11 protein-coding genes are annotated in these 15,358 nt (G+C 43.3%); 6 read left to right on the top strand and 5 right to left on the bottom strand.

What is annotated here, in order from left to right; translation table 11 throughout:
* Positions 1-2: 2 nt before the first annotated feature.
* A complete protein-coding gene (locus tag CSW98_RS07075; RefSeq protein ID WP_100799766.1) occupies positions 3-1,952 on the bottom strand; it encodes a MacB family efflux pump subunit in 1,950 nt (649 codons plus the stop codon).
* A 3-nt stretch (positions 1,953-1,955) separates the two neighbouring features.
* The gene (locus CSW98_RS07070) at positions 1,956-3,143 is read right to left on the bottom strand and encodes an efflux RND transporter periplasmic adaptor subunit (protein WP_100799765.1); all 1,188 of its coding nucleotides are present in this window, start codon (positions 3,141-3,143) and stop codon (positions 1,956-1,958) included.
* Positions 3,144-3,387: 244 nt separating this feature from the next.
* Here CSW98_RS07070 and CSW98_RS07065 point away from each other — a divergent pair, with 244 nt between their 5' ends.
* Positions 3,388-3,972 carry an FMN-dependent NADH-azoreductase gene (locus CSW98_RS07065; RefSeq protein WP_100799764.1) on the top strand — a complete coding sequence of 195 codons (585 nt, stop codon included), beginning with the start codon at positions 3,388-3,390 and terminating at the stop codon, positions 3,970-3,972.
* Between the two features lie 9 nt (positions 3,973-3,981).
* Here the strand turns inward: CSW98_RS07065 and CSW98_RS07060 are convergent, their stop codons facing one another.
* Positions 3,982-4,875, bottom strand: coding sequence for a LysR family transcriptional regulator (locus CSW98_RS07060; protein WP_100799763.1), 894 nt, complete (start codon positions 4,873-4,875; stop codon positions 3,982-3,984).
* 317 nt (positions 4,876-5,192) lie between these two features.
* Here CSW98_RS07060 and CSW98_RS07055 point away from each other — a divergent pair, with 317 nt between their 5' ends.
* Positions 5,193-6,089, top strand: coding sequence for a substrate-binding domain-containing protein (locus CSW98_RS07055; protein WP_100799762.1), 897 nt, complete (start codon positions 5,193-5,195; stop codon positions 6,087-6,089).
* Between the two features lie 247 nt (positions 6,090-6,336).
* Entirely contained in the window at positions 6,337-8,358 is a 2,022-nt protein-coding gene (gene fusA, locus CSW98_RS07050; protein WP_100799761.1) for an elongation factor G, read from the top strand.
* Between the two features lie 106 nt (positions 8,359-8,464).
* On the opposite strand, the gene CSW98_RS07045 is transcribed toward fusA, so the two are convergent.
* Positions 8,465-9,376 carry a LysR family transcriptional regulator gene (locus CSW98_RS07045; RefSeq protein WP_100799760.1) on the bottom strand — a complete coding sequence of 304 codons (912 nt, stop codon included), beginning with the start codon at positions 9,374-9,376 and terminating at the stop codon, positions 8,465-8,467.
* A 152-nt stretch (positions 9,377-9,528) separates the two neighbouring features.
* On the opposite strand from CSW98_RS07045, the gene CSW98_RS07040 reads away from it, so the two are divergent.
* From CSW98_RS07040 to CSW98_RS07030, 3 genes are all read left to right on the top strand, one after another.
* A complete protein-coding gene (locus CSW98_RS07040) occupies positions 9,529-10,365 on the top strand; it encodes an amidohydrolase family protein (protein ID WP_198517302.1) in 837 nt (278 codons plus the stop codon).
* A gap of 178 nt (positions 10,366-10,543) precedes the next feature.
* A complete protein-coding gene (locus CSW98_RS07035; protein WP_100799759.1) occupies positions 10,544-11,833 on the top strand; it encodes an SLC13 family permease in 1,290 nt (429 codons plus the stop codon).
* A 217-nt stretch (positions 11,834-12,050) separates the two neighbouring features.
* Positions 12,051-13,652, top strand: a complete 1,602-nt coding sequence (locus CSW98_RS07030; protein ID WP_198517301.1) for a histidine kinase N-terminal 7TM domain-containing diguanylate cyclase — start codon at positions 12,051-12,053, stop codon at positions 13,650-13,652.
* Between the two features lie 38 nt (positions 13,653-13,690).
* Here CSW98_RS07030 and aspA read toward each other — a convergent pair whose 3' ends face one another.
* Positions 13,691-15,127, bottom strand: coding sequence for an aspartate ammonia-lyase (aspA, locus tag CSW98_RS07025; protein WP_100799757.1), 1,437 nt, complete (start codon positions 15,125-15,127; stop codon positions 13,691-13,693).
* Positions 15,128-15,358: the final 231 nt, after the last annotated feature.

Here is a 15,358-nt window from a genome sequence, read left to right as displayed (position 1 = left end):
AATTATTCTCTTGCCAGTGCGTCTACCGGATCCAGTTTTGCTGCATTACGTGCAGGGAGGAAGCCGAACAAAATACCAATCAGAGTGGAGCAGCCAAAGGCCGCCACAATAGAGCTGGTGGAGTACACCATCTGGAAACTGCTACCTGTAGATGCGAAGATGACCCCGATCAGATACGCAAGGGAAACCCCTATCACTCCGCCACATAAGCAGACCAGTACCGCTTCAATCAGAAACTGGCGCAGAATATCGTTCTGCCGGGCTCCAACCGCCATGCGGACACCGATTTCTTTGGTGCGTTCTGTTACGGAGACCAGCATGATGTTCATAACGCCTATGCCGCCGACAACCAGTGAAATAACGGCAATAGCAGAGATCAGTAAGGTCATTGTGGCGGTTGTTTTCTCTATATTTTCCCGGATGGTATCCGTATTGATGGTAAAGAAATCTTCAGTGCCATGGCGCATTTTCAGTAGCGTGATAATCCCTTGTTCAGCCGCATTACTGGGGGCTGACTCCGATATACGAACAGTGATACTGTCAAGATAGCTTTGTCCGACCATTCGTCCGGATACCGTTGTGTGAGGGATCCAGATATTCAGAGAATCACTGTTACCGAATGCACTTTCTCTGGGTTCTGTCACGCCGATGATCCGTACTGGCAAGCGTCCAAGGAAGATAATTTTTCCTATGGCTGATTCATCCGGAAACAGTTCTTTACGGGTATTGTCATCAATGACCGCTTCCTGAGCCAGTGCATCTACACTGTCATTATCAAAATATTGCCCCTGAGCCAGTTCATAGCCACGAACCCGAAAATATTCAGGTCCGACACCTTGTACCGACGCAGTCACCGCCAAGTTGGTATAGCGAATAGTAACACTGGTACTGATTGACGGTGTTACGCTGTCCACATACGGAAGATTTTGTAATGCTTCTGCATCGTTTGCTGTCAGGGTGCGAACTCGCCCTGAATGTCGGTCACCAAACCCGCTGCCAGGTCGGATATCAATAGTATTGGTTCCCATTGAAGCAATATTTTTAAGGATAGCTTGCTGCGAACCCGTACCCAGTGCGACAACAGAAACGACAGAGGCGATACCGATGATAATACCGAGCATTGTCAGAAACGTTCTTAGGCGATGGCTCGACATCGCCAGCAGTGCCATTTTCAGAGCCTCAATGTAGTGTCCCCAGTCAAACCAGCGGGGTACTGATACTGGTGCTTTATCTAGCTGGGTGACCGGGACAGAGGATATTTGCGGCTCTTTTTTCTTATCACTGATGATCTCGCCATCTTTGATTTCGATGATCCGGTCGGCGAACTGAGCGACATGCATATCGTGGGTAACCAGAATAATAGTGTGACCATCAGCATGCAGTTCACGCAGCAGCTTCATCATCTCTTCACCACTATGGCTGTCCAGTGCGCCGGTTGGCTCATCTGCCAGAATTACATCACCACCATTCATCAGGGCACGGGCAACACTGACTCGTTGCTGCTGACCACCACTGAGCTGATTCGGTTTATGATCCAGACGTTCTTCTAGTCCGAGACGGCTCAGCAGAAGTTTTGCCCGTTCCTGTCGTGAGTGGCGATCTTTTCCTGCATAGACGGCCGGTACTTCGGTATTACCGACAGCTGTTAGATCTCCCAGCAGATGATAGCGCTGGAAGATAAAGCCAAAGTATTCTCTTCGCAGGGCTGCAAGCTCATCAACTTCCATACGGGAAGTGTCTTGTCCGTTAATAAAATAAGAGCCGGAAGATGGCTTATCCAGGCAGCCGAGAATATTCATCAGGGTTGATTTACCAGAACCCGATGCACCAACGATTGCGACCATTTCTCCGCGCTGGATAGACAAATTTACGTTATTCAGAACAGTCAGTTCTTCATCCCCGGCAGGGAAGGTTCGGCTGATCCCGGAGATTTCAAGTAATGCTTCACTCATTTTTTATAGCCCCATTGGTGGTCCCGGGCGACGAGAAGAACGGGTGCTTCCGGCAGCCGCAGGCATGCCGATGATAACCTGATCACCGTCGTTCAGACCGGAGATAATCTGAGCATTTACCTTGTTATTGATACCTACTTCAACATCACGGTATTCAACTTGTCCGTTGATCAGTACCGGGATTTGATAATGCTCGCCGGTTCCCGGTTGTTTTATTAGTATCTGCGACGGGATGAGCAGGGCATCATCAGCATTATCCAGAACAATTGAAACCTGAGCAGTCATACCGATTCGTAACAGATGATCCGGGTTCTCTACTTCAAACAAGCCGTTGTAGTAGATGGCATCGCTGTCATCGGCACTCAAATCGCTGTCATCACCATCCATCAATGTCGGTCCCGGTTCAATGGCTCGCAGTACCCCTTTATAACGCTGATCCGATGAACCCAGAATAGTGAAATAGGCCTGCTGACCGGGATAGACATGAATGACATCCGCTTCCGAAATCTGGGCTTTTACCGTCATGGTATCCAACTTTGCCAGCTCGATAATCGTCGGTGTTTCCTGATTTGCGTTTACGGTCTGTCCTTCCGAAACAGAGGTATAGACGACGGTGCCGTCCATCGGAGCATTGATTGTGGTATAACCAAGATCCAGTTTTGCATCATCAACACTGATGACGGCTTGCTCCCGTTCTGCTTTCAATTGATCGAGCTCTGCTCTGTAAACGGCCAGATCGGCTTCTGCTGTTTCGTAATCAGCCTTTGAACTGGCATTGTCAGCCAGCATGCGTTTCTGCCGTTCGAATTCCAGTGTAGCCTGATGGATTTGAGCTTGTTTTGCCCGGTACTGTGCATTGATGCTGTTTAGTGATGCCTGAGCTTCTTTCAGACTGTTCTGCTGGGTCAGACTGTCAATCTGGGCGATTAAATCTCCCTGTTTGACTTCTTGCCCAAGTTGAACTGCTAATTTATTGATTTGTCCGGACACCTGAGAACCGACGCTTACCAGCTTAGATGGATGGAGCATGCCGTTGGCCAGAACGGTATTTTCTATTTTTCCTCGCCGAACCGGCTCAGTAGCATAATCCGGCGCTGGTTCCGGCTGGTGATAAACATAGAAAGTTGCACTGGCAAGTAGCAGTACGCCGGTCAGTATAAAAAATAGATTACGTTTGGAATTTTTTTTCATATATAACTACTTAGCAAAGCACCGGGTTGTATACCGAATGTTGATAATTTCTCTCATTATAATGATTTTGTTTGTAAAGTAGGTCACAGCGAATGTAAAGGTACGTAAAGGAGAATGGGTCAAAACAACGTATTGTTCAAAAATTTTGAAGTCGTTCCTCTAATTATTCCAATATTTTTCGTGGTTATTTTCCGGTAGAGTAAAATGACAAACTGCATAAGAAATAAGTTGAAAAGGAAGAAATATGTCAAGTGTACTCGTACTGAAATCAAGCATTCTTGGTGAACATTCACAATCTAACCAGCTTCTGAACATTGCTCTGGAAGGCAGCCGCAACATTATTGAACGTGATTTGGCGGCGAATCCGCTTCCGGTCATGGATTTGAATGTGATTGGCTCTCTGGGGGGAAACGAATCTGAGCTTAGCGAAGAGCAGAAAGCAATACTGCAATTGTCTAACCAGCTTATTGAAGAGCTGAAAGCGGCGGATTCTGTTGTTATTGCCGCACCAATGTATAACTTTATGGTACCGACTCAGTTGAAAAACTGGTTTGATCTGATTGCCCGTGCAGGAATCACTTTCTCTTATACTGAAACGGGTCCGGTTGGCCTTATTGACAATAAGCCGGTTACTATTGTTACTACTCGGGGTGGTCTGCATAAAGGAACGGCTCACGATATTGTTTATAGCTATCTGACAACCATTCTTGGTTTTATCGGACTGACTGATGTGAACTTTGTGTTTGCTGAAGCGCTTAATATGGGTGAAGAAGTCGCGGAAGAAAACCGCAAAGATGCTTTGCAGCAACTGAGCGGCGTATTTGGCTAATCAGTGGGTCTATAACGGCCAGCTGATTTTGCATAACCGGTCGACAAACCATTCCAGAGCGCGGCCTTCCTGCTCTTTATGCCAGGCGATATAAATATCTTGTCCTGGCCGGGGGAAGGCGCATTCTTTTGCAATCAGCTGACCGGAATCCAGATAGGGTTGTGCCAGATGTACCGGTATAAAACCTACCCCTAGTCCACGCAGTTGAGCGGCTATTTTGGATTCGATACTGCTCACCTGGATCACTTGTTTGCTGGCGAACAGGCCGCTGTTCTGAACAGGTAATATCTGTGAGGTATCAGCAACAACGATGGATGGATAGTGAACTAACTGTTCTTGTTCAATCGGTTGACGGATATTGGCCAGCGGGTGGTGCGGACTGACGGCAAAAACGAATCTCACCTGACCTATTTTGTGGGTATGAAATAATCCTCTGGGTAGTTCACCAGTAGCACCAATCACAATATCGGCTCGTCGGCTGTGCAGGGCATCCCAACCTCCACCTAAAACTTCAACGCTTAGTGATACGTTTACGTTATGATCTAATTGGTTGAAATCAGCGATTAGATCAAATAAATAGTCACTGGGAATTATGGTATCCCGGGCGATTCTTATACCGCTTTCCCATCCTGATTCCAGTTGTTTGACTGAATCGAGCAGACGATTGGTTGCCAGTAGAATGTCCCGCCCTTGCTCGAGAACCAGCTTTCCTGCCGGAGTCAGTTGTGCCCGCTGTTTTGAACGGTCGAACAGAGGTACACCAATATCATCTTCCAGTTTTTTGATGGTGTAGGTTAAAGCGGATGGCACTTTATACAGTGATTTTGCTGCGGCAGAAAAGCTGCCTTTTCTGTCGATGGCGTCTAATGCCCGGAATGCTTCTATTGTGATTGCGTTATACATCTGAACTCCATATGTTGCTATCCAGCCGGGGTCACTTTATACAGTTCTAACGGCAGGCCATCCGGATCCTGAAAAAAGTAAACCAATAACCAGTATAGGGATCAACCTGTACGGATTCGACATTAATATTAAATGATTACAGGTGCTTGATGTATTTATCAAGGTGCTTACCGAGAAAGAACGGTGTTTATAGAGAAAGCCAAGCGTTGTAGTTCCAGTATTTCGGTAAAATCGGGTCTTAGCTGAGGATATACAATCTCGTCAGCATAATTATAAACTATGCTTGATATGAAGGTATTTCAGTCAGGGGCATACTTATGCGTATACAAAAACTGATGTTAACGGGTGGTCTGCTGGCCGGGTTGCTGATGCCTGTGGTAGTAGCTGCAGAAGACTGTCTGGCAGTGGTGATTTCAGGCAGTGAGTTAAGGCCGTTCTGGTCTGAAGTTATTCAGGGGGCGGAACGAGCCGGAAGCGAACTGGGGATCCGGTTATACATCCGAGGAACGATTAATGACAAAGACTCGAACGGGCAAAAGATAATCCTGCACCGGTTTATTAATGAGCATGGTTGTCGCGGTGTTGTTATCGCTCCATCGGATCCATCCCGGAATGAAGATATTTCTTTGTTTAAATCGAAGGGAATTCCGACGGTCTATATCGACAGAGACACCGGAGGTGAGCGGATTGCTTCAGTTACTACTGATAATTATGCCGCGGGGCAGTTAGCCGCAGCCAAGATGGCAGATGCTGTGGGACGAGGAGGCAAAGTAGCATTATTCCGGCTGGAAAAAGGCGTGGCTTCCACTGATGCCCGAGAAGACGGGTTCCTCTATGAAGCAAAGAAAAGAGGATTAGACATTGTCGCAGACCCTTATCTTGGTACAAGAGTGGGTGATGCAAGAAGTATGGCTCGCAAGACGTTACAGAATATCAATAACCTGGATGGCATTTTTACACCGAATGATACTACAACGATAGGCACCATTATTGCTCGTGAAGTGCTGAAAAAACACAAGAATGTTGTGCATATTGGCTTTGATGATGATCCCTTTATTATGGAAAGCCTGAATAAAGGGAAGTTGCTGGGTTATATCACCCAGTCACCGTATGAAATAGGCTATCAGGGAGTATATGCGGTCTATCAGGCTATGGACGGTCAGATGCCGGAGGAAGAGATACATACGCCGGTTGTGTATGTGGATGAAAAATAACATCAGATAGATTATTTGTTGAATAAGTATCCTGAGGTACTTTGGGATGAATCGATTTTTATAGTTATGAAATAAGTCACACCAGAAACAAAAATTACTGACCAAGCTATAAGCATTGTTTTTGTTTATGGATCTACTGTGCATATATCGATTCGAAAAATGACCTGGAAGACGGGCTGGCGGCTTAGCTGCCGCCCGCATGTGGATGATGTCTTTATCTTTGTCACTACACTTTCAGGAGCCTTATATGCCAGTTAATAATATTCGTAATATTGCTTTTGTCGGTCAGACCGGTACGGGAAAGACCAGCCTGATCGAACGTTTACTGTTTACTGCCAGTGCCACAGAACAACTTGGTCATGTGACCTGTGGTAATACAGTTACAGATTTTGATTCCCAATCCATTCAGTATCAGCACAGTATTGAAGCTACTCCGGTGACTCTAAGCTGGAATAAGCACCGGATGAATATGATTGATACTCCGGGACAGGCTGAATTACTGGGTCGCACACTCAGTATATTTCCCGCTATTGAAACTTCTGCACTGGTTATTGACAGTGATACCCCACTGAATCAGATCTCTGACCGTTTATTTGCTTTTGCCAGAGAGCAACAAAAATGTCAGATGATCGTCGTTAATAAAATGGATCAGGAAGCGCAAAAGATTTCCGGCATTATGGCTGAGATCGAAGCGCATTTTGGCAGTCACTGCCTGCCCATAAATCTACCGGATAAAGATGGGAAAAGTGTTGTCGATTGTTATTTCGAACCGGAATACGATAAACCCACTCTGTTTTCTGATGTGTCATCCGCGCATGAAAGTCTGATCGATCAAATCATTGAAGTCGATGAAGAACTGATGGAACTGTATCTGGAGCAGGGTTCTGAATTGAATCCGGAGCAGCTACACGATCCGTTTGAAGAAGCGCTGAGAAGCGGGCATGTTATACCGGTCTGCTTTACTTCAGCAGAAACCGGTGCCGGTTGTGAGTTGCTGTTACAGACAATAACGGAAATTATGCCGATCCCTCTTGAAGGTAACCCGCCTCTGCTGGAGAAAGAGGGGAAACAGATTCGGGTTGATTGTGAAACACTGGAACACACGGTTGCGCATGTGTACAAAATCAGTGTCGATCCTTATATGGGTAAACTGGCTTATCTTCGGGTTTTTCAGGGGGGAATAAATACCGGTAGTCAGCTTTATGTAGGAGAAAGTAATAAAGCCTTTAAAGTTGGACACTTGTACCAGTTGCAGGGTAAAGAGCGGATGGAAATTCAGCATGCGATTGCTGGTGATTTTTGTGTACTGGCAAAAGTAGATGAGCTGGAATTCGATTCTGTTATTCATGATTCACATGACGAAGATAATGTAGTGATGCGTACACTGAATTTTCCCGAGTCCATGTACAGTCTGGTAGTCAAACCTAAAAAGCGGGGTGATGAGCAGAAGTTGTCAGAAGTACTGAACCGTATTGCAGCAGAAGATCCGTCTTTGAAGATTGAACACCGAACCCGAACCAATGAAACATTGCTGAGTGGTCAGGGCGAGTTCCATTTAAAAGTTGCTCTGGAGAAAATGGAGAGCGTGTATAAACTGGACGTGGAAACCAGCCAGCCGAGCGTGGAATACTTTGAAACGATTACCCGACCTGCTGAAGGGCATTACCGGCATAAGAAGCAGAGTGGTGGTGCTGGTCAGTTTGGCGAAGTCCAGCTAAAGGTACGCCCGCTGGAACGTGGTACCGGGTTTAAATTTGTGAATAAGGTTGTTGGGGGTGCAATCCCGACGGCACTTATTCCTGCTGTGGAAAAAGGTGTGCGTCAGGCTCTGGATGAGGGAGCGATTTCTGGTAACCCTCTGAAAGACATTGAAGTGACGGTCTATGATGGAAAGTTCCATTCTGTCGATTCTAAAGAAATTGCCTTTGTTATTGCCGGTAAGAAGGCTTTTCTGGATGCCGTCAACAATGCAGGTCCAATTGTACTTGAACCTATAGTGCAACTGGATTTGTTTATTCCGACCTCTGCGGTAGGGGATGTTTCCGGTGATTTGTCTGGTAACCGGGGATTAATTGAAGGAACGCATCCTCAGGCGAATAATTTTACTCTGCTTAAAGCCAAATCACCGGTTAATGAGTTGTTGGATTACTCACGTCGATTACGTTCATTAACAGGAGGTGAAGGCAGTTTCAGTATGGCATTAAGCCATTACGAACCGGCTCCTCCGGCCGTGCAGAAGAAGGTATGCGCAGAAGCAGCCGAAGGCTAAATGGAGCCTTTAAGGTCATTGACTATAATTAGGCAGGAACGGCTTAGCCGTCCTGCCATGGGGCAGGGATTCTGGGTATAAATGTGCAGTTTGCCGGGGAATTGGCTTAAATTTTTTTACCAAAACTGTTACTAATCAGTTCTGCCAGCAGGCTTGTTGCCCGGTAGACATAGGCTCCGCTGGGATAAAGTAATACTAAAGGAACAAATTCTTTATCTTTACCGATAGAGTAAGTCATCATATCGGACTGATTTCCGCAACAGGAACGGTAGTTGAATGCTATCCCCAACCCCGCTTTTGCAAGTGCCACTGCCATTTCAGCAGAACAGTTTTCATTGACACAGTTAATACTGCCAGCCTGCTGACTGAATAACCTTCGGGAAATGGTTCCCAATATTGTATTTGCCGGGCTCAGAATAAAATCATATTCAGCGACATCAGATATATCCAGCCATTGACCGTCAGACGTATTTGTACTTTTTCTGGCAAACTTACTGACGGGATGATTCTGATCGGTAACAATCACGACTTCATCGGCAAGTATTTTTTCGTGTGCATATTTTTCATAATCTGTTTTCGCCACGAGCGCAAGATCCAGTTTCCCATCAGCAATCATAGTTTCGAGTTTTTTAGAGTCATGTTCATGAATGATGACATCAACATTGGGATAACGATCATGAAACTGCTTCAGAATATCAGGTAACAGATAGCTGCCTCGATAGGAACTGGTACCAAAGTCAACGCGGCCATTTTCTAAATTTTCTATATCTCGCAACTGATTTTTAGTTCGTCGGTACTGTTGAAGAATGCTCTGTGCATTTTGAACGTATATCTCACCGGCATAAGTAAGCCGTACACCGGAAGACGTTCTTATAAATAGTGGTGTACCAAGCCTGTCTTCTAGTTTTTTTAAAAACTTACTGATGCTTGGCTGAGATAAATACAGACGGTCTGATGCCGCAGAAATGGATCCTTCTTCCGCGATGGCTATAACATATTCGAACTCTTTAAAATCCATATCTTATATAAACTCTTTTCTTTATATAGCCTGAGTGCATACCTATTATTCAAAATCGATTATAGCGGGAATGGGGGGATATAGATACACTTTCATTGTAGGAATGACCCTAAGTATAAATAACTAAACATGTCGTATAGAGAGGTGATTAAGTGAAACATATAAATACACCATCTTCCATTACTGGGATTGATACACACGCACATATTTTTCGCACGGATTTGTCTCTAGTAGCAAATCGTCGTTATGCGCCACAGTATAATGCCCTGCCAGAAAGCTATTTGAATAATTTAGATAGTTATGGATTATCTCATGGTGTTTTAGTTCAACCCAGTTTTCTTGGTACAGATAACAGTTATATTATTTCTGTAGTCAAAGAAAATATCAACAGGCTCCGTGGTGTTGTAGTAGTAGAAAAAGACATTACAGATGAAGAACTAGATGAAATGAATAAATCTGGCATTGTTGGAATAAGACTAAACCTTATAGGCAAAGAATTAGAGGATTATTCTTCTGTCGAATGGCAGAATTTTTTTAGAAAAATAGCCAAAAGAAATTGGAGTGTAGAAATTCATCGTTCTATAGAAGATATGGATAAAATATTACCCGATATCCTAAAGTCAGGTGTAGATATTGTTATAGACCATTTCGCTCGGGCAGAATCAGTCATTGATGCAGGTAAGCCTAGCCATCGTATGTTTTTAGCGTTATTAAGAGGTAATCCAATATGGATCAAACTCTCAGGTACTTATCGTACAAATTCTACGGTTGAGCAGGCCAGAAGCATGATCGATGTGTTACGTGATGCGTATGGAAGCTCTGATTATTTTCTATGGGGAAGTGACTGGCCACATACACAATTTGAAGATCAAGTTAGTTACGAACAACAATACAAAATCATGGAGGAAATTATTGTAGATCCAAATGAAAGAAAAAAAATACTCATTGATAATGCTGCACGTTGTTTCAATTTTGACGTTAGCAATTAAATGCCATAAAAATCATAAGCGCACTTTAAACCATTGCATTAAGAGTGTAATGTCAATAAAAACACAATTACTATAGATAAGTTGTTATTTGTGAAATTTCAACAAAATAATAATATCAAAAATATCAATTGGAATGATTAAAATTTTCAATAATCGAAATATATAAGGTGAAGAAAGAATGGTAAGTTTTATTATCATTATGGCTATAGCCATATCGATAGCTTTGGGTTATCGGACAAAAATAAATGTCGGTTTTTTTGCAATGGGATTTGCATATATTATTGGCTGTTTTATGTTAGATATGTCTGCTTCAGCAGTTATAAAAACATGGCCAATTAAAATCTTCTTTATTATATTCTCTGTTTCTATTTTTTATAATTTTGCTATAAATAACGGTACGCTAGATAAATTAGCTCAACATCTGCTGTACAGAACCAGGAAAGTACCAGAAATGCTGCCGATAGCAATATTTATTTCGGCTACAATTATTGCTGGTCTTGGTGCCGGTTACTACTCAGTTCTCGCATTCTTTGGTCCTATTACCCTTATTCTTTGTGAAAAAACAAAAATGAATAAGTTAACGGGTGTTATGGCTGTTAACTTTGGCTGTCTGGCAGGATCTAACTTTATGACGAGTGCCAGCGGTATCATTTTTAGTGGGTTAATCGAGCAGGTTGGGTATGCACAGAATGCTTTTTCTTATACCTTTACCATTTTTGCTGTTTCTATTGTGATCCCGGTTATTGTTCTGTCTGCACTTACAGTTAAAGGGCGTGGTCAGATGGATCTGTCCAGTTTTTCATCAGAACTTCCGGAGCCGTTTACCAGAGAGCAATCTTTAATGCTGAAATTGATTATTCTTATGGTGGGTACGGTACTTTTCTTCCCTATTATGCATAAGGTACTGCCGGCGAATGAAATGATTACTTTTATGAATTCAAAAATGAATATCGCATTAATCGCCATCATTTTCTCTATCTTTGCTTTGTTGATGAAACTAGGTAATCAAAAGGATATCATCGCTAATGTCCCATGGCCTACCATGATTATGATTTGTGGTGTTGGTATGCTGATTTCTATCGCAATAAAAGCAGGAACCATTGAGTTACTGGCTGACTGGATCAGTGGCAATATTCCAAAACTGGCGGTTCCGATTGCGCTTTGCCTGGTGGGTGGCTTCATGTCATTCTTTGCAAGTACCTTAGGAGTGGTTGCTCCGGCGCTGTTTCCAATCGTTCCGTCAATTGCACTTTCAACAGACTTAAATCCGGCAATTCTATTTACAGCAATTATCATCGGCGCTCAGGCAACCTGTCTGTCACCTTTCTCTTCAGGAGGGAGTCTGATTCTGAGTGCGGAAAAAGAGGAACACAAAGATGTATTGTTTAATCAGCTGTTATTCAAGGGAGCACCAGCTACATTGATATTTTCGACAGTATTTTGCATGGCAATCAGTACTATTTTCTAAGCAGAATATAAAAGTTTAATCTGCACAGGCCACCAATTCGTGGCCTGTACTCGTTTTACTCGCATGTGCTTACTGTTATTGTTTTGCATCTGTTCCTGTTTTTATATTGTTTCGGGGGATATTTATAATCTTGTCAATTGGCTGAAATTTGTTGTCATCCGTTATAAACTGTTAGTAACAGAACATATATTTTTATAAATCAGACAACAGGATGCCTATGATTTTCAAAGAAATATCAGTTAGTTGGGCTGTTCTCATTATCTTTTCCAGTGTGCTTTCCCTTTACGTATCTGCTTATGCCTATCATCGGAAACAGGTACAGGGGGCTAAGGCATTGTCATTCTTTATGTTGTCAGTTGCTTTGTACAGTCTTGGGTATGCACTGGAGATTAATAGCGAATCTTTGGTGAAAATCCTCGACTCATTGAAATTCGAAGTATTCTGGGCCACTTTTACTGCCCCTGCCTTCTTCCTCTTTGTGGTGGAATTTCTTAACAGAAAAACATTACCTAACAGTCTGTATATCGTCCTGTTTGTTATACCTGTGGGGATCGGTTTGTTGGCATTGACGAATGACCAGCATGCTTTTCTGTATAGTCGTTACTGGATTGAGAAAGGTAGTTATTTTCCTGTGATAAGATATGAACCGGGTATGGGGTATATTATTCAACTGGCATATCTGATCCTTGTTTCATTATGTGCTGAAATTCTTCTTCTTATCCATTTGTTCCGTGGATCTGAAACAACGAAAAAGAGAACCGTTCTTGTACTGATTGCTGGAATTCTGCCAACTCTGAGTGCCATCTTGAATCCGGACAGGGAGACATTTTCTGGACTGGATATACAACCTTTTGTATTTTCTATTACCGGTGTATTGCTGGCTGTTGCTTTATTTCATTTTAGAATGCTGGACTTAAGAAAGATTGCCCGGGAATATGCTGTTGATGTGATACATGATTACCTGCTGATTATTGATACAAAAATGGTTGTCATTGATATTAATGATGCGGGAAAAAACTCATCTCTTCTTGATTTTTGTGAGATAGATAGGCCTCTGACAACGGATAATGTTTTTGTTTCCAGTCTGATCGATAACATAGCAATGAGTGGTAAGAATGACCCTAATAAAAAATATTCGATTCAGGTAAAAAATAAACATTATCAATATTCTTTAGCCCCTATTCATGACACTTTTCATCATATTCAGGGATATGTGCTTCTGGTGAACGATTATACAAAAATGGCGAATCTTCTTGCTGAAATGGAAGAGATGGCAATAAAGGATGGATTAACCAATATATTTAACCGCAGGCATCTGTTTCATCTGGCTAAGCGAGAGATAAAGATTGCCGCCAGAAATGGTTCTTCTCTGTCGGTTATTCTGTTTGATCTGGATAATTTCAAAAGTGTAAATGATACTTTTGGTCATCTGGCTGGTGATGCCGTACTAAAGAAAATTACAGAGGTTGTACAGAGTCAGTTGCGTATTACAGAGATATTTGGTCGCTATGGAGGGGAAGAATTTTGTGTAATATGCCCGAATACAGAAAAAGAGGAGGCTCAGCTAATTGCAGAACGACTGCGGGAACATATCGAAAAAATCGATTGGACGGAATATGGCATCTACACTCAGACAGCCAGCTTCGGAGTCTGTACCGGTTCCCGATTGGCTGATTATACCATTGAGGAGTTATTGTCCAGAGCCGATGCCGCATTGTATCAGGCAAAATCTGACGGTAAAAACAGGATTTCTGTATATGAACAGACAGATCATCTTAACGATTTGTCCGTTCATACATGTAAGCACAGCCCTGAATAATTCAGGGCTGTGCTTTATTTATATTTTTGTTTCAGAATTTATAGACAAGAAGGGATCAGATTTTCCACAGAGAAAATCCGGGCTAGTTCGTGTTCTGACAGATAGCCTTGTTCCTGAGCTACCTGAGGAACGCTTTTCCCGGTTTCTGCACATATTTTACCGATTAAGTCTCCGGCATGGTGGCCGATAATCGGATTCAGAAAGGTCACAATACCAATAGAATTGAGAACATTTTGTCGGCACACATCTGGATTGATCGTAATACCATCAATGCATTTTTCCTGCAGATTGATGCAGGCATTTCCCAGCAGATCTATTGATTCAAACAGGCATTGGGCAATGACAGGTTCCATAACATTGAGCTGTAACTGTCCGGCCTCTGCGGCAAAAGATACCGTAGTATCATTGCCGATCACTTTAAAACACACCTGATTCACCACCTCAGGAATAACAGGGTTTACTTTGGCTGGCATGATGGATGAACCTGCCTGTAGTTGCGGCAGATTTAATTCATTTAGTCCGGCTCTCGGACCGGATGACAGTAAGCGAAGGTCATTGCTGATTTTGGATAGTTTTAAAGCGAGACGTTTGAAGGCACTATGTACCATAACGTAAGCACCACAGTCGGAAGTCGCTTCAATCAGGTCTTCGGCCGGGACACAATCTAACCCGGAGATGTCAGACAGATATTGTACGGCCAGTTTCTGATAGCCTTCAACCGTATTGATACCTGTCCCGATTGCTGTAGCACCTAAGTTGACTTCCAGCAGCAACTTCGCGGTATAGCGGATATTACGGATCTCTTCCTTGAGGGTAACGGCCCAGGCTTTGAACTCCTGCCCGGCAGTCATGGGTACAGCATCCTGAAGCTGAGTCCTACCCATTTTCAGTACACTGGAGAACTCTTTGCCTTTATTGTGAAAGGCTTGCAGCAGGGTTTCGACAGATTGGATCAGTATTTCGATGCTGTTATACACCGCGATACGAAAACCGGTTGGGTAGGTGCAGTTGGTTGACTGGCATTTATTCACATGGTCGTTCGGGTGGATATAGTGATAGTCCCCTTTATTCTTCCCCATGAGCTCCAGTGCAATATTGGCGATGACTTCATTGGTGTTCATATTGACTGAAGTACCGGCTCCTCCCTGAAAAACATCAACGGGAAACTGGTTGTAATAATGGTCGGAACTTAAAAGAGTGTCGCAAGCCTGAATGATGTAATCCACTGCTTCTGGTGGGATAGTTCGGAGTTCTTTGTTTGCTAGTGCGGCTGCTTTTTTGGTCATAACCATACCGCGGATTAGCTGGGGAATATCAGAAATAGTGGCAGGGGAGATGTTGAAATTTTCACTTGCTCTGAGGGTATGTATTCCCCAGTAAGCATGAGAAGGAATCCGCCTTTTACCCAGCAAATCTTCTTCGATTCGGTAAGTGTCATTAACCGGAGGTTCCAGCTCAGCAATATTGGTTGTCATCTTTTCTTTCCCTGTTGTGAAATATGGTTGAATCGGCAATTGGCCAGTGTTTGATCCGGTATAACCGTATCAGATGCAGTTTAATATGACAGTACCAGAGCCGTTTAGCGTATAGAGCCAGTCAATGGTTGGTTAATTTACTTTGCCGGATTCTCAATTCAGGACATCCGATCTAAACAGTCTCGCAGGCAACGTCTACAGTTAAGGGAGCTAAAGCGATTGATCTTAAGG

Source organism: Vibrio sp. HA2012, from assembly GCF_002812955.1.
Taxonomy (GTDB): Bacteria; Pseudomonadota; Gammaproteobacteria; order Enterobacterales; family Vibrionaceae; genus Vibrio.
Note: the sequence above shows the minus strand (reverse complement) of the source record. Positions and strands in the feature narration are given on the sequence as shown.